The 20,537-nt window shown below is 41.2% G+C and carries 21 protein-coding genes, 1 tRNA gene and 2 pseudogenes; 14 read left to right on the forward strand and 10 right to left on the reverse strand.

What is annotated here, in order from left to right:
- Positions 1–2 precede the first annotated feature (2 nt).
- Complete coding sequence (locus H6G74_RS27455; protein WP_190587920.1) at positions 3–317, reverse strand: hypothetical protein; 315 nt, start codon at positions 315–317, stop codon at positions 3–5.
- 618 nt (positions 318–935) lie between these two features.
- Between H6G74_RS27455 and psbO the strand changes: the two genes are divergently transcribed.
- From psbO to H6G74_RS27485, 7 genes and pseudogenes are all read left to right on the forward strand, one after another.
- On the forward strand, positions 936–1,769 hold the full coding sequence (psbO, locus tag H6G74_RS27460; protein ID WP_190970688.1) for a photosystem II manganese-stabilizing polypeptide: 834 nt from the start codon (positions 936–938) through the stop codon (positions 1,767–1,769).
- A 680-nt stretch (positions 1,770–2,449) separates the two neighbouring features.
- Entirely contained in the window at positions 2,450–3,226 is a 777-nt protein-coding gene (locus H6G74_RS27465) for an RNA polymerase sigma factor SigF (protein ID WP_190970690.1), read from the forward strand.
- A 162-nt stretch (positions 3,227–3,388) separates the two neighbouring features.
- Entirely contained in the window at positions 3,389–4,252 is an 864-nt protein-coding gene (locus H6G74_RS27470; RefSeq protein WP_190970692.1) for a hypothetical protein, read from the forward strand.
- 2 nt (positions 4,253–4,254) lie between these two features.
- On the forward strand, positions 4,255–4,500 hold the full coding sequence (locus H6G74_RS27475) for a hypothetical protein (protein ID WP_190587923.1): 246 nt from the start codon (positions 4,255–4,257) through the stop codon (positions 4,498–4,500).
- A gap of 316 nt (positions 4,501–4,816) precedes the next feature.
- Positions 4,817–5,167, forward strand: a pseudogene (locus H6G74_RS27480) (hypothetical protein); the annotation flags it as partial.
- Positions 5,168–5,608: 441 nt separating this feature from the next.
- Positions 5,609–8,446: a hypothetical protein gene (locus H6G74_RS31965; protein ID WP_449289977.1), complete on the forward strand. Its 2,838-nt coding sequence runs from the start codon at positions 5,609–5,611 to the stop codon at positions 8,444–8,446.
- Positions 8,447–8,555: 109 nt separating this feature from the next.
- Positions 8,556–8,699: a photosystem I reaction center subunit VIII gene (locus H6G74_RS27485; RefSeq protein WP_190587924.1), complete on the forward strand. Its 144-nt coding sequence runs from the start codon at positions 8,556–8,558 to the stop codon at positions 8,697–8,699.
- 304 nt (positions 8,700–9,003) lie between these two features.
- Here the strand turns inward: H6G74_RS27485 and H6G74_RS27490 are convergent, their stop codons facing one another.
- The 6 genes from H6G74_RS27490 to H6G74_RS27515 form a co-directional block, all read right to left on the reverse strand.
- Complete coding sequence (locus H6G74_RS27490) at positions 9,004–9,126, reverse strand: photosystem II reaction center protein J (RefSeq protein ID WP_062295774.1); 123 nt, start codon at positions 9,124–9,126, stop codon at positions 9,004–9,006.
- Positions 9,127–9,199: 73 nt separating this feature from the next.
- Positions 9,200–9,319 (reverse strand): photosystem II reaction center protein L, encoded by a 120-nt coding sequence (locus tag H6G74_RS27495; RefSeq protein ID WP_071989460.1) that lies wholly within the window; start codon positions 9,317–9,319, stop codon positions 9,200–9,202.
- A gap of 9 nt (positions 9,320–9,328) precedes the next feature.
- Positions 9,329–9,466 carry a cytochrome b559 subunit beta gene (psbF, locus tag H6G74_RS27500; RefSeq protein ID WP_015115279.1) on the reverse strand — a complete coding sequence of 46 codons (138 nt, stop codon included), beginning with the start codon at positions 9,464–9,466 and terminating at the stop codon, positions 9,329–9,331.
- Positions 9,467–9,475: 9 nt separating this feature from the next.
- The gene (psbE, locus tag H6G74_RS27505) at positions 9,476–9,724 is read right to left on the reverse strand and encodes a cytochrome b559 subunit alpha (protein WP_190970694.1); all 249 of its coding nucleotides are present in this window, start codon (positions 9,722–9,724) and stop codon (positions 9,476–9,478) included.
- 120 nt (positions 9,725–9,844) lie between these two features.
- A complete protein-coding gene (locus H6G74_RS27510; RefSeq protein WP_190970696.1) occupies positions 9,845–10,867 on the reverse strand; it encodes a photosynthesis system II assembly factor Ycf48 in 1,023 nt (340 codons plus the stop codon).
- Positions 10,868–10,957: 90 nt separating this feature from the next.
- Positions 10,958–11,293, reverse strand: a complete 336-nt coding sequence (locus H6G74_RS27515) for a rubredoxin (protein ID WP_190870619.1) — start codon at positions 11,291–11,293, stop codon at positions 10,958–10,960.
- 195 nt (positions 11,294–11,488) lie between these two features.
- Between H6G74_RS27515 and ndhC the strand changes: the two genes are divergently transcribed.
- From ndhC to H6G74_RS27540, 5 genes are all read left to right on the forward strand, one after another.
- Complete coding sequence (gene ndhC, locus H6G74_RS27520; RefSeq protein WP_190587926.1) at positions 11,489–11,851, forward strand: photosynthetic/respiratory NAD(P)H-quinone oxidoreductase subunit C; 363 nt, start codon at positions 11,489–11,491, stop codon at positions 11,849–11,851.
- The gene (gene ndhK, locus H6G74_RS27525) at positions 11,842–12,576 is read left to right on the forward strand and encodes a photosynthetic/respiratory NAD(P)H-quinone oxidoreductase subunit K (RefSeq protein ID WP_062295764.1); all 735 of its coding nucleotides are present in this window, start codon (positions 11,842–11,844) and stop codon (positions 12,574–12,576) included. Before ndhC ends, ndhK begins: the two co-directional genes overlap by 10 nt.
- Positions 12,569–13,096, forward strand: coding sequence for an NAD(P)H-quinone oxidoreductase subunit J (locus tag H6G74_RS27530; protein ID WP_062295762.1), 528 nt, complete (start codon positions 12,569–12,571; stop codon positions 13,094–13,096). Before ndhK ends, H6G74_RS27530 begins: the two co-directional genes overlap by 8 nt.
- 235 nt (positions 13,097–13,331) lie before the next feature.
- Positions 13,332–14,618, forward strand: coding sequence for a P-loop NTPase fold protein (locus H6G74_RS27535; protein WP_190970698.1), 1,287 nt, complete (start codon positions 13,332–13,334; stop codon positions 14,616–14,618).
- Positions 14,619–14,620: 2 nt separating this feature from the next.
- On the forward strand, positions 14,621–16,246 hold the full coding sequence (locus tag H6G74_RS27540) for a tetratricopeptide repeat protein (RefSeq protein WP_190970699.1): 1,626 nt from the start codon (positions 14,621–14,623) through the stop codon (positions 16,244–16,246).
- 597 nt (positions 16,247–16,843) lie between these two features.
- Here H6G74_RS27540 and H6G74_RS27545 read toward each other — a convergent pair.
- A pseudogene (locus tag H6G74_RS27545) lies at positions 16,844–17,110 on the reverse strand (type II toxin-antitoxin system Phd/YefM family antitoxin); the annotation flags it as partial.
- A gap of 252 nt (positions 17,111–17,362) precedes the next feature.
- Between H6G74_RS27545 and H6G74_RS27550 the strand changes: the two are divergent.
- Entirely contained in the window at positions 17,363–17,593 is a 231-nt protein-coding gene (locus H6G74_RS27550) for a hypothetical protein (RefSeq protein WP_313888521.1), read from the forward strand.
- 7 nt (positions 17,594–17,600) lie between these two features.
- On the opposite strand, the gene H6G74_RS27555 is transcribed toward H6G74_RS27550, so the two are convergent.
- Together H6G74_RS27555 and H6G74_RS27560 are read right to left on the reverse strand one after the other, a co-directional pair.
- Positions 17,601–18,383: a TrmH family RNA methyltransferase gene (locus H6G74_RS27555; protein WP_190970703.1), complete on the reverse strand. Its 783-nt coding sequence runs from the start codon at positions 18,381–18,383 to the stop codon at positions 17,601–17,603.
- Between the two features lie 81 nt (positions 18,384–18,464).
- Positions 18,465–18,546: transfer RNA gene (locus H6G74_RS27560), tRNA-Leu, on the reverse strand.
- Positions 18,547–18,894: 348 nt separating this feature from the next.
- On the opposite strand from H6G74_RS27560, the gene murA reads away from it, so the two are divergent.
- Entirely contained in the window at positions 18,895–20,268 is a 1,374-nt protein-coding gene (gene murA / locus H6G74_RS27565) for a UDP-N-acetylglucosamine 1-carboxyvinyltransferase (RefSeq protein ID WP_190970707.1), read from the forward strand.
- Positions 20,269–20,537 lie beyond the last annotated feature (269 nt).

The following is a 20,537-nucleotide window of genomic DNA, read 5'->3' on the forward strand; positions in this document are numbered from 1 at the left end:
TTTTAATCGCCGTTTTCTGCTATCACCTCTGGTTGCAAATTTACTAAAAACGTATGCAATCTCATTCTTTCAATGTAAGGCCAGCCACCCTCAGACTCAATATCTTTCAGGAGTGAGTAAAGTTGCTGGCGATTATCGGGTAGGCTATCCTGAAAAGCACCATCCCGAATTGAGCGATGTAAATACTCCAACTGCCGCAGCAAGGTCAACAGCGCCAATGGATTTCCTTGGCAATCTCTCGCTACATCATGTACAGCTGTGGCAATCTTCTCTAGTTGCTCGACAAAATCTATTGATTCAAAACTTTTGTTGCTCATGCAACTCTCTCTGTCAAAATTAGGTCTACTCAAATTTACCGAAGATTGTCAGCTTTCAGGCGCGATCGCCTCTTGCCTATACATAATCCTCACAGTCATAAAGATACGGCTTCTGTAAGCTGCTAGGAGTGGCTGATGAATTATTTTTCGTTGAGTTCCTTACACCCAGTCTCAACAGACAATCTTGCGGCCTCAGTCCTAAACTAATTTTGCTCACTCAACACAAATTGCAGAACATAGCAATTCTCAGCAAAAGAGAGTGGTGGCTTTGATTACAGCCTCTCAGGAAGCTAGATAGGATCAAAGACTTCCTACTTTAAACTAGAGTGCTTTGATTTTGAGTTAAAAAAAATCGTATGATCTGGCTGATTTCCCTATAAAGCAATGGGCTGTATGTAGTGGCAATACATACATAATACAGAACGACTTCAAAAAACCCTGCAAATGCCTATGGTAGTTGCAAGGTGAGAGGTCGGAACGATGTTAAAAGCGTCATTGATGCAGCAAAGCCTAACTTTCGGGAACAGCTTGCTGTCAGTGAGGACTGCTTTTCGTCAGAGATCAAAACTTCGTGCAGTTTTACAACTTAGATATTAATTTTTGACATTGAGGTTGACCATGAGGTATCGCGCTTTAATTGTTGCATTCTTGGCTTTATGCCTAGGGCTATTAACTGCTTGCAGTGATGCTCCAGAGGCTAGTGTTAGAGAAGTACTCACCTACGAACAAATTCGTGGAACAGGCTTGGCTAACAAATGTCCTCAATTGGCAGAAACTAGCCGTGGCTCTATTCCCCTTGACAGTAGCCAGTCTTACGCCATTAAAGAACTGTGTTTGGAACCTACTAATTTCTTTGTCAAAGAAGAACCAGCTAATAAACGCCAAGTAGCTGAATTTGTAACTGGCAAATTGTTAACCAGATACACTTCTACCATTGACCAAGTACAAGGGCCACTGAAGTTCAACTCAGATGGTAGCTTGACTTTTGTTGAAGAAGATGGTTTAGACTTCCAAGCGATCACAGTTCAACTTCCTGGTGGTGAGCGAGTACCTTTCCTCTTCACCATTAAAAACCTAGTGGCTCAAACACAGCCTAGTTTGACCAGCATCAATACTTCTACAGACTTTGAAGGTGAATTTAAAGTGCCTTCTTACCGTGGTGCTGCCTTCCTAGACCCCAAAGGTCGCGGTATTGTGACTGGCTATGATAATGCTGTGGCTCTTCCTGCTCAAGCAGATGACGAAGAACTCACCCGTGCAAATGTGAAGCGTGCTGATATTCTCAAAGGCAAGATTTCTCTGCAAGTAGCTAAAATAGATAGTTCTAGCGGTGAAATTGCAGGTACTTTTGAGAGCGAACAACCATCTGATACTGACTTAGGAGCCGGTGAACCCAAGGAAGTGAAGATTCGCGGTTTATTCTATGCCAGAGTTGAATCTACTCGTTCTTAAACTCAGCACATTGCTGGCATTTAAGATCAAAATTTAAAGCCATTAGGCTTCAAATCAGTCTTTAGAAAATGGAAAGGTGGATTTTGAGCTAAATTGACCTAAATGGCAACATATTTCACAATTAAAGGGCTTTTCGCCCTTTTTTTATTGCTTTTTAGGCCTTACTGGCTTCCCTACTCCCCACTCCTGTACGGGCGGGTTAATGAAGAATTTCATCTACCCACATCATTGATTGGCTCCACCCGCCCCTACTTATTTCCTACCTTGAACTTAGGTCTACTGAATATTTGTAAAAATTGTATTAATTATTTTGTTGTATACCGTAACCATACTGAAAAAATACATCTTAATTTAGGTCAGAAAATTATTATAAACAAACTTCATACCCAGGTAAACAAATTAAGTACAATCTCGGTTTGAAATTAAGTAAATTATTTTATATTTTGTTTCTATGTAGTTTTTTATTAGCTACAGATAATACCAAATCTAAATAAATAAAAAACAATTTTGCCGATTTAAATATTGCTCGATTGTTCAAGATTTCATAGTAGTAGCAGTGCTGTATGACGACAAAAACCTTTATTAGTGCATATAGCCAATTACTTGCTGTGAAATTTTGTAATCTTGGCTTGTTTAAACGCACTTAACCTACTGTTTATTTGCTAAATAAATGCGGTGCTATGCCTACCACAGCCACCAACGAACTGAAGCATGAAATTTGGCAGTTGTTGAGAGAATATAAGCAATCTCGCTCAGAAAATATTCGCAATCAACTGGTAAAACTGAATTTTGGACTGGTAAGAAAAGAAGCTCATTACTGGATTAATCAATGTCGTGAAAGCTATGATGACTTACTCCAGGTTGGTTGTTTAGGTTTAATTCGAGCTATTGAAAGATTTGATATTTCTAAAGGTCACGCTTTTAGTTCCTTTGCTATTCCCTATATTCGTGGTGAAATTCAACACTACCTGCGGGATAAAGGTGTGACAGTAAGAATTCCCAGACGCTATTTAGCAATACAACAGCAAGCAATTGGCGTGTCTCGTTCTTTACGAGAAAAATATAATCGCCAACCCACCGATTCTGAATTAGCATCAGCATTGGAAATTACTCTCAGTGAGTGGCAAGAAATCAAATTAGCGTGGATTAATCGCGCTCCTCTCAGCTTAGATGTGCCAGTTCAAGACTCAGAAGAAGGTGCTACTAGTTTAGGAGAATTAGTACCTGATCCTCATTACCGCAGCTTTCAACTGGCTCAAGAAGACCAACTGCGTTTACAACAAGCATTGTTTCAACTCGAAAAATGTACTAGAGAAGTTTTAGAATGTGTCTTTTTGCAGGATTTGACACAAAAACAAGTAGCAGAACACTTGGGAATTAGTGTTGTGACGGTTTCGCGGAGAGTAAAAAAAGGTTTGGATTCATTAAAACATCTGATGTGTACAGCAGATGATTGAATACCAGCAAAATAAAACCGTATTTGTACTGGTTTAATTATGCAGAAACCAGCCCTTAAAATTTAATAATTTAGGTTATAAAGGTGAAATACTTTGCCTGAAATAAATACAGGCTTTGTTAATTTCCACAAGCAAATTTTCTATAGCTTTTGAGAACAGCCAATGGGCAGAAAATCAAAAATTGCAATTGCAACTATTCTAACTTTGGCGATCGCTGGATGTGCATCAGAAAGCACACCGCAAGCTAGTACTCCTGCACCGGCTCCAGAGGCTCCAGGAACACCAGCACCACCCGCCGCAGCCCCAGCCGCAGCACCACCAACCCAGGCGGCTCAACCATTTAATAACCCTGTGGTGTCCACAAAAAAGGTCACTAACGTTGCCTTTACCTCTCCTACATTAATTCAACCCACTGATGGTAAAACCCGGATAGATTTAGTAACTAAAGGAAGGCCAGATCCATTTGCCCAGATTATTACCCCAATTAGTGCTGAAGTTGGCAAAAATCCCAACGCCAAGCAAATTCCTCGCTTACCTCCTTTATCGGTAGCTATTGTCAAGAATCGCAAAGTGCCGATCAACAGTGCTAGTACTAGAAAAACTCCTATTGCATTGGCGGGAACTACCACTATTCTGCCCAAGGTTTTGCCGCAGGTTGTTCCCAGCAACCCTTTTGGTTCTGTATTACCCTCTACACCCCAACCAGATTTAGCGAAAGCAGTGGTGGTGACTGGTGTAGTTTTGATTGGTAGAGAACCCCAAGCTATTATTAAAATTCCCAATGAGCCTTCTAGCCGCTATGTACAAGCGGGACAGCGATTAGCAAATGGTTTGTTGATCAAACGCATTGAAATGAATCAGGGTTCAAATCCGATCGTGATTCTGGAACAATACGGTATTGAAGTTGCCAGAATGGTAGGAGAAGCCCCGACTGACTCAACGCCATCAGTCACATCGGCTGTTAATGGCAATGCAATTTCATCAACTCTACCAACCCGAAATCTAACTGCTGTTGGAGCATCTTAAGGATGGATACTCAGGAAAAATTTGAATTTACTGGTTTACCTCTAGCTGTCTATCGAGAGATAGCTGCTCATTTACGTCAAGTTGAAGGAGTTGAGGCGGGTTTAATTCCCCAGTCATCTCAACAATTTGATTACAACCAAAGTCAAATTGATGGTTTGTGGATATCTTGGTCGCCTAACTCTCGTCCTGCAAGCCGACAACGTGTGCAGCAAATTTTGGCTTACTATCACAGCCTTTATGGAGTTTGACGGCTGAAATTTCCGTAAATTGCTCGAATTATATCAATAAATTTTAATTAGCTGGGTGAAGTCAATCTATCCCATCAAGTTTGTAGTGATTGGATACAGTTTGTCTTGACCCTGTTTAATTATTTGGATACTATCTGGTTTCTTGCTGACTATTAGCGTTTGATCTGTTGTGATATGTGCCGATTGATAAAAAAATGTTAGTGTTTAGCTCAAAACATGATATTAAGTGATGCAATTATAAATTGCTGAGGTAAACTTGCAAGCAAAGTAATGCAAAATATTACTCAGCTGCTCTTCGGTCTGGGCATCACTCAAAATGGAACACTGGCAATTTCTCATCCAGAAACAGGGCGATCGCTCTTGGCACACTTTAGAATCGCCAAATCTACAAATTTTGGAGGGTCGGTACAGAGTTTTAGCTCGTTCTAACCTGCCAAATACAGATGTGGAAGTACGGGTAACTCACTCTACAACTCATGAAGTTCCCCCAAAACGGCGGATTCAAAAGTTATCGCGGCGCACTAATTCCGAAGGTTTAATGGCGGTGATTCCCTTTACGCTGCTTAAGCCAGGACTATGGGAATTACGCTGTTCTGGCGATTTGTTGTCAGATATTTTTGGTAAGTCTTGGCAAGAAAGTGTCTATCTACAAGTTTTGTCTCAACAGGCAGAGGTTGAAGCATATAAATTACTTGATGGTGGGAATTTAGAGTCAAGAGAACTTGACTTTTTCATAATTCCACTGTCTGATGCACCTAATATTCATCAGGTTGATATCAATGCTGGTAATCAGTCGATTTCTCCAGCCGCAGAGGTTAAGACAGATAGCGACTTAGTGACTAACGAACTTTCGGCGGAAATTGCGTCAATTGCTAGTGATAATGCTATCAGCACAACGCTAGAAGCAGCCCCTGAGAGTAATTTAGATGAATTGTCTGTAGAAGCAGCCTTAGATACGAGCGATCGCACTTTATCTGTCAACGCAGCAGAAATTCCTGATAGCAACTCCCTCAACAGCGAATTGGCGGCGGAAACTTTATCTACAAATGATGAAACAATTGCTGTTACTACAGAAGAAATTCCTGATCATCACTCGTCTGTTAGTGAAGTGTCAGGAGAAATCGCTTTACCTATAAGCGATCGCACTTTATCCGAAACCACACAGGAAATTTCTGATCATAATTCACAGGTAAATACAGTTTCGGACGAAGAAACTGTCACCACAGAGGAAATTTCTGATGATGACTCTTTGGTACAAGAGACTTTACCTATCAGCGATCGCACTTTATCGGTAAGTACTGAGGAAATTTCTGATAATGACTCTTTGGTACAAGAAACTTTACCTACGAGCGATCGCACTTTATCAGTAAGTACTGAGGAAATCTCTGATCATAATTCGCAGGTAAGTGAAGTGTCTGTACAAGAAACTTTACCTACAAGCGATGACACTTTGTCAGTCACCATAGAAGAAGAAATTTCGGACTTTGACTTGGTTGTGAGTGAATCGGCTGTTGGGGAAACTCCAGCAGAAATCCCGGATGGTAGCTTGGTTATTGCTCAATTTTCTGGAGAAAAATCAGAAGATGGCATGATTGATCAACCTGTAAGTCCGGTATGGCTAAAAGGTGAAACAGCAGAACAAATATTACAAAGTTTAATAGATCAAGCTTTACCCACCTTGTTGTTAGAGGATGAGCAGCTAGAAGAGGAGGAAACGATACAACCATTACCACCACTCAAGCTGACTTTAGAGCAAGAAAACTATGTGGCGCGTTGGGGACAAGGACTCAGCATTAATGCCACTGTGGAGTTACAAACACAGCCTGATTTGGAAGATGAGCTACAGTACCCCACTACTTTTTATGCACTAGAAGCCAAAATTGAGCTACGCTCACCTTTAAGTTCAGAAGTTTTGGCTCAGGTAAGGCAACCTTTAGCAGATAATGTACTGCCTTTTGCAATTAACTCGGCCATTAATATTCCGATTGATTGCGAATCTAAGCTGCTTTTGGGTGAACTCAGTTTATATGGCGCAATCAGTGATTTTGATGATGTCACATTGTTAGCTAATAGCTCTTTTACAATTACGGCGGATGTATCAGAATTATTAGCGATCGCTACAGTGGCGAAATCTTATCAGCAGAACTTTTTTGATAACTCTAGTACTTTAGCGGTTTCTCTACCGAGTCAAGAGCCAGAAACATCGGTCAGCTTGGGTTTGGAACTGTTTAACCTGGTCAAAACTACTGCTACACAACCACAAACTATTCTGCCATCACCAAGCCAGCCTTTACCGCCGCAAATTAATTTGTTGTCTCTGAAAAAGTCAGGAGATTGGCGATCGCCACAATTGCCTAAGTTACCAGAAAATCAAACAAGTGCGATCGCAATTAATGATGAGTTAACAGAGGTTCCCCCAGAAGGACAACAAGAAGGGGATTTGCAAGACCAGACACCTCCCATCCCTTTAGCACCCATTAACTTAGAACAGCTAGAAATTAAAAGTCGTCCAGGGTGGATGGCGGGGAATGTCTTTCCTTATCTCAAGCGCCGGAAAACTGCACCGACTGAGACGACAGATGTAGAAGATGTTTCTCATTCTCCGATAGTTGAAGAATCTCTGGTAGTTGAGCCAGAAACTGAGAACCCAGAGACAGATAATGCTGTAGTGGAAACTTTGACTTCCCCAAATTCGGAATTGCAAAACCTAGATTTAGATGATTCTGTAACTGAAACGTTAACTTCAACCGATGCTTCGGAACTGGAAAATCTAGATTTAGATAATTCCGTAGTTGAAACGTTAACTTCAAGCGATTCTGAGTCGGAGAACCTGGATGTAAATGATTCTGTGGTGGAAAAATTAACGCCAGCTAGTTCTGAGTTATTTGCTGTGTCTATGCTAGAAATGCCTGTGACACCAAGTTTGGAATTTAGTGACGACTCCATCTTAGAACCAGCTGCTCCCTTAAGCTCAGAATTGATAGCAGAGGTTAATCCTTATTCCTCGCCGTTAATTAGGAAGTGGATGCAGAGCCAAGGCTATGTTGTACCTGAACTTCCGCCTCTACCAAAGCAACGCCGTAACACAGAAGTTTTAGAGCCTGTTCCTGTGGACGAGGATTTTATAGAGACTGATTTACCAATGCCAAGTTTTGAGGCTGATTTGTCATCAAATCTTGATACAGAGTTAGAAGCTCTTGATAGTGAATCCGAGGCTAATTTGGAAGTAGAGCGTAATTTAAGTATCTCAGAAACTGAGGAAATTACAGAGGCGGAAATAAATACAGTAGAATCTGAGCTTGAAGAAAATCCAGAGACAAGCATAATTACAGCAGAATCTGAGGAGCTAAATATCTCGGCGGATGTGGAAACAGAAAACATTCCTCAAGAGGAATCTAACTCTTCATTGCCATTAACAGAGCTACCCTTAAATCAAAAGATTAAAATACCGAGAGCTTGGTTAGCGCAAGAGATTGTGGTTGATGATACTGATAGTGAACCCACAGAAGATGATTTTGTCGAGCAACCACAGCAGTCAATTCCGGCTGTAGCGTCATTCCCCTTAGATGGCGAAAAATTGGAACCTTTACCTATTCCGCAATTACATATACCCGCAGGCGAACTGATTGCTGGTCAGTCGGTGCGTGTGCGTGTAGAACTACCAGAAGTTCCTGCGCCAGTGGTGGTGAAATTGTGGATTGAGGATTGCCAAACTCGCGGGTTATTGGATGGCCCTCATGTGTTAAATGATTTGCTACCTAAAGCCTTGGGTGGTGTAGAGGTGATGACTCAGATCAATATTCCCTTTGGCTGTGTGGAAATTCGTTTAGAAGCGATCGCCTTTAATCCATCTACTCAACAAGAAAGTCACAAAGCCTCGGCTGTCAGGACTGTAATTCCACCAGATTTACCAAATTATCAGTTAGATGAATTGTTGGGTTTGTAAACACCTGCTTTACATAACTGTGTTAAAAATCTTTAGAATTTAAAAAATCTGACTGAATTTGCAGTAAGCTCATTTTGAATTGTAGTGTGATTTAACAGGAACCTTTACCATGTCCACTGAACTTTTCCCCCAAATTTTTGCTTATTCTGCATCTTTCTTGTCTCCTATCTTTGTACCTATTATTGGTTGGGTTCTGCCAATTGCAACATTCTCGTTTCTGTTGTTATACATTGAGCGTGATGACATTGCCTAAATAGGTATTTAGTAATAATTAATTGGTAAAAATTTTAGTAGCCAATTAATTATCACTTCCTTACAATTCACTAGATTGTGCAATCAATTAATACTTAAAATACCGCCTAACTCCAAGAGTCAGGCGGTTTTTTTGTACTATTTTCTAAACAAGTAAGTGCTAGAAAATTTAGTGGATATATAGCGGTAGTCAGATATGTTAGGAAATTTTGGAAGCTTTAACATTAGGAATAATAAGATTTTTACCTCCTGCCTTCTGCCTCCTGTTTTCTGCCTCCTACTATATTATGAGGTTCAAACCACTTTTATAGTGAAGAACCAATCCCAGCGTAGGCTCCGTAGAAGAAGATACCTACAACAGTAATTACGCCTAAACCTGCGATTGTAGCGACAACCCACAGGGGAATTCTTCCAGTTCCAGCAGACACAGATTTTCCTCCTCCCTTAACAACAAATCAACACAAATTTTAGATAAACAAAGTTTCCCAAAAACAGTTCCAGTTAGTTAAAGAAGTAACTGGAAAAGAGAATACCTAGAACAAAAATCAGTAGCAATCCCAGGTATAAAGAAGTACGGTTAAGTTCAACCGGTTGGTTATTGGGATTGGGCGTTCTTTCCATGATTTGCTCCTAGCGTTGAATAAATTGCATTGCGGCGATCGCGCCCAAGAAAAACACGGTTGGCACACCCAAGGTATGAACTGCCAGCCATCTAACTGTAAAAATTGGATAGGTAACTGGTTGATTGATGTTATTTCCGCTAGTCATGATTTCAAACTACTTTCCAATAAATTTTTCAACTTGTTTCTTGGCTTCATAACGGTTATTCACAATTGGCACTTCCTGCCGTGTTTGTGTGTAATACTCGTTAGGGCGAGGTGTGCCAAATACATCATAAGCCAGCCCGGTGCTAACAAATAGCCAACCTGCAATAAATAATGCTGGGATGGTGATGCTGTGAATTACCCAGTAACGAATGCTGGTAATAATGTCCGAAAACGGACGTTCTCCAGTGGTACCTGACATTTAGATCCCTACCTTCACAAAGACTGTTATTGAGTTTATTATCCTACAAAGTTTAGAAAGAGTTACAACTTGCAACGCTGTTCTCATAAATCAGAATTAACACTTAAACTCTGGTTATGTCTAAGCTGCTTTTTCTGACGCAGTTTTTTCAGCCCTGGCGTTATATTTCAGCAATACACCGCGATCGCCAATGATAAATCCTTGGTCGGGACTGAGAAAGACTATTTTATATAGATTAGCGGCTACCTGTTCCACATCACGGTCTTTTTCCCAGGTTTTACCACCATCAGTACTCCGCAGCAAGTTACCGCTACCACCGCCTATCCACAGTTCTTCGGGTGTGCGATAAGCCAAATCCAGTAAACCCCAACTGGTGGATAACTCTGGATATAAAGCTTCTTGCCATTCTTCGGCGTTATTGGGTTCACTAAATTGAATCTGACCACCGCGTGCTAATAACCACAGTTGGCCATTATCATTGAAACCCATATTTTCTACCCGCCGAGAACTAATGCGGTTATGGGGAACCCAAGCATTTTGTCCTGGTTCCCAAGTCGAGTAAAAGCTACCCTTAGCCGAAACTGCGACATATTTACCATCAGCAGAACGCTGCATATTCCGTACTACACCAACAGCAGCTTCGACTTGGGCTTTCCAATTTTTACCACCATCAGTAGTTTTGTAAATTGCGCCCACATCTGTAGCCATTTCTGCGGAGTTGCTTCCCACTGCGTGAACAGAAATGGGATTACCCGGTAACTTTTCGCTTAAAGGAATGCGTGACCAAGAACGACCTTCATCGGTGGTATGCAGTAATAGGGAAGGTTCACCGACTATCCAACCTTCTTTGCCAGAAAAACTGACAGAATCAAAGCGATATCGAGAATCATCCAGTGCTAAGGACAAGGGTTGCCAATTTTTACCACCGTCTTGAGTTTCTAAAAGTGTGGCGTTGCTGCCTACTAAAAAACCATGCTGAGAATCTTGGGTAAAAGCGATATCTAGCAACTTCTCGTTGGTTGGCACAGTAATAATTTCCCAAGGGTTGAAGCTAGTGGAAGGCACTTTACTACAACCTATACACAAAACAACTACTATCAAACAGGCAATTATGCGTTGCCAACTTTTCACAATGGATTGCATCAGTATTTCTTAGTGTTTTCTAAATTCGTTTAAGTTTTACCTTAAGAGATGCGATCGCTCTCTAAAATCGGTAAAGCAAGATAGCGGGTCTTATTGTAAGCCGTAAAGACTGATAAAGAACAAGAAAGCCAGAGCCAAAGCCCCAAAAATTAAGATATTCTTCTGCCCTGGAGTCAGTTTGTTCACACCCAAGCCAAAACCCAGATTTTCTTTAAAACCAGATGCTGTACCAGCCGGGCCAATATTGGTAAAAGCAGTTTTTTTAGCACTACAAACTGGACAACGCCAGTTTACAGGCAACTCTGTAAACAGTGTCCCGGAAGGGATATCATGCTTATCATCTCCCTTCTCAGGTTCATAAACATAACCGCAGGCGCGACACTCATAGCGGTCTAACGCTGGAGTCTCAACAGCTTGTTCGCTCATGGCTAAGGTCTCCCAGAGGGGAATTATTAAATATACGTTAAAAATTATGACATAACTGTTAGACTTTTCTATCACTCATACAAACGAATCAAATACCTGAAATCCGTCTGTTTCCCAGATTTCAGAAAACTCGAAAAGATATAATGTAAAAGAAAGTAACAGCGTTATTTACACCATAAGCGGTAGAAATTCATTGTGTTTGTCCTTAGCGGTTACGAGTACTTCCTAGGCTTCTTAATTATCTGTAGCCTAGTGCCAGCCCTGGCGCTTTCTGCTTCCAAGCTTCTCAGACCCAGTGGTAACAGCCTGGAACGCCGCACAACTTATGAATCTGGGATGGAACCCATCGGTGGAGCCTGGATTCAATTCAACATTCGCTACTATATGTTTGCGCTGGTTTTTGTCGTCTTTGACGTAGAAACTGTGTTCTTGTATCCTTGGGCGGTTGCTTTCAACCGTTTAGGGCTATTAGCATTCATTGAGGCGCTAATTTTTATTGCAATTCTTGTAATTGCTTTAGTTTACGCATGGCGTAAAGGAGCTTTGGAATGGTCTTGAATTCTGATTTAAGCACCCAAAACAAAGAGCAAATCATCAACCCCATTGAGCGTCCGACAGTCACTCAAGACCTTTCAGAAAATATTATCTTGACAACGGTTGATGACCTCTACAACTGGGCTAGGCTTTCCAGTCTTTGGCCTTTGCTGTTTGGGACAGCTTGCTGCTTTATTGAGTTTGCAGCTTTAATTGGCTCTCGGTTTGACTTTGACCGCTTTGGTTTAATTCCCCGTTCCAGTCCCCGTCAAGCTGACTTGATTATTACCGCCGGCACAATCACGATGAAGATGGCACCCCAGTTAGTGCGTCTTTATGAACAAATGCCTGAGCCAAAATATGTGATTGCTATGGGCGCTTGTACAATTACTGGCGGGATGTTCAGCGTCGATTCTCCCACAGCTGTACGCGGAGTTGATAAGTTAATTCCGGTAGATGTGTATTTACCTGGTTGTCCTCCCCGCCCCGAAGCGATTATTGATGCAATCATTAAGCTGCGGAAGAAAATTGCTAATGATTCCATGCAAGAACGCGCTCAAATCAAGCAAACCCACCGCTTTTACAGTACAACTCACAACTTGAAGCCAGTTGCAGAAATTTTAACTGGCAAGTATATGCAGTCAGAAACTCGCTTCACTCCACCCAAAGAATTAACAGAAGCAATTGGTTTACCAGTACCACCTGCGCTGCTAACTTCTCAAACCAAGGAGGAATTGAACCGTGGCTGATGAAGAGTCTAAACCAGTACCCGCAGGACAAGATGCCTTAGTTCCGGCTGGGCCGATTTCGCAATGGTTAGCAGAAAATGGCTTTGATCATGAATCTTTAGCGCCTGATAAAAATGGCGTAGAGATTATTAAAGTCGGGCCAGAATTTTTACTACCCATTGCTACAGCTTTGTATGCTTATGGGTTTAACTATCTCCAGTTTCAATCGGGTATTGACCTTGGCCCAGGACAGGATTTAGTCAGTGTGTATCACTTAGTCAAAGTTGGTGATAATGCTGATAAACCGGAAGAAGTGCGAGTTAAGGTATTCCTCCCCAGAGAAAATCCCCGAATCCCTTCAGTTTACTGGATTTGGAAAACCGCAGACTGGCAAGAACGCGAAACCTACGATATGTTCGGCATAATCTACGAAGGACATCCCAACCTGAAGCGGATTTTAATGCCGGAAGATTGGGTGGGTTGGCCTTTGCGGAAAGATTACATCTCGCCTGATTTTTACGAGTTACAAGACGCTTATTAGGTAGTGCTGAGTGCTGAGTGCTGAGTGCTGAGTGTCTATAGTGGGAATTTTAATGTCTCATTTCTAACCCCTCTCCGGCGGCGGAGGGGGGTAATGTTTTTTTGGCGTTAGGATGAAAGGAAGTAATATTTCCTTTTCCAGCAGAGATACGAAAAAATAAAGGAAAGATTTCTGAGTTGAGGCTAGGTAGGCAGTAACATAAATAGGCAGTAAAAATATTATTTTTTTAGAGCCAATGTCTAACGAATTACAAGAATCTTTTAAACAAGCATATGCCAATCTCGAATTATTTCCACTGCTAGAAAAGAAAGAAACAGAAAGTTTTAGAGTGGATTATGGTAATGATTCTATAGAAAAGTTGATTCAATACATTGAGTATAGTCCTAATGGTGATGCGAAGATTATCTTTACTGGACATACAGGATGCGGTAAATCGTCTTTATTAGCTGAGTTAAGTAGACAAATTGAAGATAATTATTTTGTAGTGTTATTTTCTATTGCTGACAGTATTGAAAGGTCGGCTGTTGATCATATTAATATTTTGTTTGCGATCGCACTTAATTTAATGTCTGAAGCCGAAGCACGCAAAGTAGAAATCAATAAATCTATTAAAGAGAAAATCTACGGGTGGTTTGCAACGCGCACTCGAACTACAGAGACAGAGTTAGGCGGTGGGCTTGAAGTAGGTTTTGATTTGCTCAAATCTATTAAAGCCCAATTAAAAGCTGATGCCAAAGTTAGAGAAGAAATCACACAGGAATTTGAACGCAAAATATCTGATTTAGTCGCACGAATTAATGAAATTGCGGCGTTGATTCAAACTGCTAGTAAGAAAGAAACTATAGTCATTATTGATGACTTAGATAAACTAGATTTGGAAAGAGTTAATGAAATTTATGGATACAACATTAAATCCCTCTTTCAACCTAATATTAGGATTATTTACACTGTCCCGATTGCGGTAATGTGTAACACTTTTCTCTGGAATATTATTAAGGCAGAAAGCAACTACCGAATTGTAGTAATGCCTGTTATTAAAATTTTTAGTAAGAGCGACAATCGCTTAATTGATGCCAAGCCTCGGACTGAAGCAAATAATATTTTATGTGAAATATTACAAAAACGCATTTCTAGTGAATTAATAGATAAGTCAGCCGCAGAAAAAATTGTTGTTTACAGTGGAGGAGTGTTGCGGGAGTTAATTCGTATAGCTAATGTATGTTGTCTTATTTGTTTACGGCTGATCAAGCAGACACCAGAAGCAAAAATTGTAATTGATAGCCAAGTTATAGAACAAGCCATCAAAGAAATTCGTAATGAACTTTCTCTGCGTTTAGGAAAAGAAGATTTTAAAATTTTGAAAACTATTTATGAAGATTTTGAACCTGATGATGTAAAGCAGTCGGAGTTTTTAGAACTACTGCATGGGTTGTTTATATTGGAATATCGTAATGATGAAACTTGGTATGATGTACACCCTATTCTTATAGAAACTTTGAAACGTAGGGGGTTGATTAATTAATCATGAATGAAGACTTGCTGAAAGATGATAAAAATAGAGAAGCTTATGAGTATTTAACTGTTTCCATTGAGGCTAAAGCAAATCGTTTGAATTTGCTAATAGGTGTTTGTGATGATGCTAGTTTTCGGGATGAGATTATTGCCCAGTATGAGGCAGAATTACAGCCACAAATCCATTGCTATCGGACGACATTGGCAAGGGGCGAACCGAGTTTAACTGCTGCTATTTCTCAATTAATCAGAAGTGAAGAATATTTGCAGCAACATAACCCAGCAGTAATTAGCGTGACTGGCGCAGAACAGCTTTATCTTGTCAAACAGGGTAAGGAACGTTCAGAAAAAGAGGTTTTTTTCGGTTATTTACAATGGACTAGGGAAGCATTAAGGGCATTTCCTTTTGCCATTGTCTTGTGGGTTACTAATGAAATATTAGTTGAGTTAATTAAAAAAGCGCCTGATTTTTGGAGTTGGCGTAATGGTGTTTTTCGGTTTGCACCTATAAGGAAAAACACTGTTTCTGCTAGAGAATTAGAACCTATTCGTTTTGTTTTTAGGGATAATGAATTATCTGGTTTTGATGATGACAATGATTATTTATTACCTATAGAAGATTTGCAAGGATTTATTCAAGATTTAGAACAGCGAGGTGCTAAAGATAAAACTTTAGCAACTTTATACTTTAGCTTAGGAGATATCTATAGGAGAAGGCTGGAACGTAGTGAGTTTCAAAATTATAAGAAAGAGCAAGAATTAGGCATTAAGTATTTAAGCAAGGCTGTAGAATTGCAAAAACAGTTAGGTTTAGAGAAAGACTTAGCTACCAGCCTCAATAATCTAGCGTATCTCTATCGTTCCCAAGGCAGATATAGCGAAGCCGAAACCCTTTTTCTCCAAGCTTTATTACTAAAGCGCAAACTGCTGGGAGAGGAACAGCCTAGTATTGCTAGCAGCCTCAACAATCTAGCAAGTCTCTACGAATCCCAAGGAAAGTACAGCGAAGCTGAACCTCTATATCGCCAAGCTTTAGAAATGAGGCAACGCCTGCTGGGAAAAGAGCATCCTGATGTTGCACAAAGCCTCAACAATCTAGCGTTACTCTACACAACTCAAGGAAGGTATAACGAATCTGAACCGCTTCATCGCCAAGCTTTAGAAATGAAGCAACGCTTACTGGGGCAGGAGCATCCTGATGTAGCTACAAGCCTCAACAATCTAGCAAGTCTCTACGAATCTCAAGGAAGGTACAGCGAAGCTGAACCGCTTTATCGCCAAGCGTTAGAAATGAGGCAACGCCTGCTAGGAAATGAACATCCTGATGTTGCACAAAGTCTCAACAATCTAGCGTTACTCTACACAACTCAAGGAAAGTATAACGAAGCTGAACCGCTTCATCACCAAGCTTTAGAGATGAGACAACGCCTGCTGCAACAAGATCACCCTGATGTAGCTACGAGCCTCAATAATCTGGCATTATTCTACACTATCCAAAGAAATTACACCAAAGCTGAATTCCTTTATAGCCAAGCTTTAGAAATTTTAGAGCGACGTTTAGGAGTAAATCACCCAAATACTATTACTTGTCGTAAAAATTTAGCATATTTGCGCGATCGCCTATCCTCCGAATCATAACAGCGATCGCCTAAACATGAAATTTCGTATTCTAAGATGGAATGATGGAGTTCTGAAGGCGATCGCTTGAGCTTTTGACTCGGAGTTTCGTGTTCTGAGGTGGAATGGTGGAGTTGTAGAGGCGATCGCTTGAGCTTTTTACTCGGCGTTTCGTGTTCGGAAGCGGAATGATAGAGTTATGAAGGCGATCGTTTGACCTTTTTACTCGAAGTTTCGTGTTCTGAGGTGGAATGATGGAGTTGTGAAGGCGATCGCTTGACCTTTTTACTCGAAGTTTCGTGTTCTGAAGCGGAATCATGGAGTTGTGAAGGCGATCTCTATTGTTGAAAATATCATCTGTGGAATATTCTGTCATCTATTCCAGCAATATAATGCGATCGCCAAACTTAGCCACTAGTTTTTGATCATAAGTTAACACTAGAGTATTAGATTGAATTGCTATCTTATCAATCACCATCAGGATTGTCCTGCTGATTTCCAAGTCTGTACACGGCTTTCTGTTTCTATCGGTAAAGCCTCGACTCGTTGACGAATACGCCCCAGCACTTCATCACGTTTTCTATAGCGTTGTGGTAACAATTCGCGGATTTCTTGTTCCAGTTCATGGAAAAAATTTTCTGCTTTTTCTCCTTGTCCTGGCTGCATTTGTTCCAAAGCAAGTTTAATTTCCTTTAAGGTTGCTACTAATTCAGCAGCATCTAAAAGTTCTTGATAAGATTCCGCATCTTGAACAACCAACTCTGCTTTTCCGTTGACAGTCAGAACTAACGGATGTTTTGTTTCTTTGATCCTTTGTAAAAACTCAGTAGTATTACGCTTAAACTCGGTGAGAGAATGTATATCTTTTGATAAGTTTATTAGCATATAAACATTTAATTAGCACTTAATTCAATGCTAATTAGTGTATGTGGAGTTTGTCAATCGAATTTTGGAATGTTTGCAGTTTATCGAGGAATGCGATCGCCTAATCCGTTGATTTTGCGGATTCATACTTAAGTGCTAAATGTGTAAAGTAGATACAGTAGATAGCCATCAAGGTTGTATATATGCAAAATAGAAATTTGTAGGAATTGCAATTTAAAACTAAAGTTAGTAAATCAATATTTTTCAGTCAGTATGATGGAGCAAAATGATCATCAACAGCGCCGCGCCGCTAATCAAGAGTTTGAACAATCTCTCAACCAGTTGGAAGGTATTCTACAGCAAGGTCTGACTGAAGACGACGAAACCCAGATTGAAGAACCAATCGATATTGAACTAGCTGATGATTTAACAGAAATTGATTTAGCCGCTTTTGAGGATGCGGTGGCTGATATTGAACAATATCTGGAAGAAAAGACTAAGTAATGTTGCGTTAGTTTGTGGTTATTTGTCGCCGAGCTTCGTATAACATTAAAGCAGCTGCGATCGCCACATTTAAAGACTCAACTCCAGGACTCAGGGGAATATTGACTTGTTTATCTGCCATGTTTGCCAAGTCTGCCGATAAACCTGCGCCTTCGTTCCCCAATAAAATTAAACTGGGTTTGCGCCAATCAATTTCCCAATAAGTTAATTTTGCTGTCGGCAAAGTCGCTATCACTTGCATTCCAGCCTGCTGACTTTGCTGGACTGTGGTTAATAAATCTTCACTCACTGCCATATTTAAGCGAAACCATTGTCCAGCACTAGCACGCAACACTTTTGGATTATCTAAATCTACACTATCACCAGTTAACCATAATCCCGATGCACCAGCCGCCGCAGCTGTACGAATAATCGTACCTAAATTCCCTGGGTCTTGGATGGTTTCTAAAGCTAAAACAATGCCATCAAAGGGGATTTGATTGAAAGATTCGCTGCGTCTAGCTGTGGCGACTACACCATCTGGTTGTATTGTAGTAGCGATCGCTCCTAAAACTTCCTCGCTGACAATTTCTGCCCTTTCACAACGACTACATAACCTCTCCCACAAGGAAGCATGAGCCGCTTGCCAGTCTGGTGTACAACACACCGTTTCTAAGGGATAATTTACCGCACAAGCTTCTTCTAGTAAATGCGTCCCTTCCAGCAAAAACAACTCCTGCTTGTGACGCTCCTTAGTAGAGTGCAGCTTGCGAATTTGCTTAACGAGAGGGTTTTGTAAACTAGTTAACACAATTAAGGGCAAAAGTAAAAAGTAAAAAGTAAAAAGTAAAAGTTTCTTTTGCCTTTTAACTTTTACTTTTTAACTTTAAAATGCGGAACCCGGGACTTGAACCCGGAAGCCTTGCGGCACTAGAACCTGAATCTAGCGCGTCTGCCAATTCCGCCAGTTCCGCTGGCATTTTTTAATCGACAATTTCTAATTATTACTTAATTATTTATTTTTGTCAACTTATATTCAAAATCTCTGTGTCGTAGATATTTTAAATTGCAGATTGGGAACTATGATGGGTGGTTGAGTTTCCTACAACTCAAAGACCATCCCTAAAAAACAGCGCCTATAGTCTACGAAGTATTGAAATTTACCATTACATCTGAGATTAATTACCGTTATTTTCTGCCCTCAATTCACGAGCCAAAAAATATATTGATTAATCCAAGATGTAGACAAATGAAATCTTTACTGTAGAATCAAAACCAACTTCAACCCTTGAAAATTAAGTATTATTTTTGGAGGTAGGCTTATTAATCCTTCTACCAGCTTACCAGATGCCAAGCTTGCACCTCAAGCAGACTCCTCAGTCTTGCAAATTTTCGGTGGGCATCGTTTGCACGGTCATGTCAAAATTAGCGGGGCAAAAAATTCAGCACTGGTAATCATGGCTGGAGCATTGCTCTGTTCTGGAGATTGTCACATCCGCAATGTTCCCTTGTTGGCGGATGTCGAAAAAATGGGACAAGTTTTATCAGCTTTAGGTGTAAAAGTCTCACACCAAGGCGACATTTTAGACATTAACGCCAGTAATATCACCACATCTAAAGCTCCCTACGAACTCGTAACTCAGCTACGAGCCAGTTTTTTTGCCATTGGTTCCATTCTGGCTAGGCTAGGGGTGGCACAAATGCCCTTACCAGGTGGCTGTGCAATTGGCGCTCGACCAGTTGACTTGCACGTCCGGGGACTGCAAGCAATGGGAGCCGAGGTGCAGATTGAACATGGCATTTGTAATGCTTATGTTCCCAATGGAGGCAGATTAAAAGGAGCCAAAATTTACCTCGATACTCCCAGCGTAGGCGCAACTGAAACATTGATGATGGCGGCTACCCTGGCTGATGGCGAAACTATCATCGAAAATGCGGCGCGTGAGCCAGAAGTTGCTGATTTGGCGAATTTCTGTAACGCAATGGGAGCCAAAATTCACGGTGCTGGTACTAGTGTCATCACCATTGAAGGTGTCCCGCAATTGCATTCTGTTGACTACAGCATTATCCCCGATCGCATTGAAACCGGCACCTTTTTGGTAGCTGGTGCAATTACACGTTCGGACATTTTATTATCTCCAGTTGTACCCGACCATTTAATTCCCGTAATTGCCAAACTGCGGGAAATCGGCGTGCAGATTATTGAAGAAGCGCCAGACTGCTTGCGAATACTACCTGCGGAAACTCTCAAGGCGACATATATTGAAACCTTGCCCCATCCTGGTTTCCCCACAGATATGCAAGCACCGTTCATGGCGTTGCTCACCTTAGCAGAAGGTGACAGCATCATTAACGAGTCTGTCTTTGAAAATCGCTTGCGCCATGCTTCCGAGTTAAACCGCTTGGGTGCAGATATTCGCGTCAAAGGTAACACAGCTTTTGTGCGTGGAGTCCCCAATTTATCGGGTGCGCCTGTTATTGGTACAGACTTGCGAGCATCAGCAGCCCTTGTCTTAGCTGGCTTGGCGGCTGACGGACAAACCACTTTCCAAGGCTTGCATCACCTCGATCGCGGTTACGATCGTCTTGATATCAAGTTGCAGCAATTGGGAGCTAAAATCAAGCGCGTCAACGAAGTCTCAACCCCAGGTGTGACTTCTAATGGCAGCACTCCCCCGGTCACAATTGCTAATTAGAGGAGAGTGTAGAGAGAGGGGGAAGTGTGGGGAGAGAGGGGAGTGTGGGGAGTATATAGAGAGGGGGAAGTGTGGGGAGAGGGGGGAGTGTGGGGGGAAAGATTTCTTCACCATCCTCCCACACCTCCCACACCTCCCACACCTCCCACTCTTCCCCTGACAGGTGTAGGTTTTTTACAATTAGGAGGAATTGAAGCAAAAGAAATCGTCAACAGGAGTAGGAGGAAAAGTACTCCAACGCGGAAGACGAAGAGGAAGATGGTTGAGTA

Origin of the sequence: Nostoc spongiaeforme FACHB-130, from assembly GCF_014698475.1 — a bacterium.
Classification (GTDB): Bacteria; Cyanobacteriota; Cyanobacteriia; order Cyanobacteriales; family Nostocaceae; genus Nostoc_B; species Nostoc_B spongiaeforme.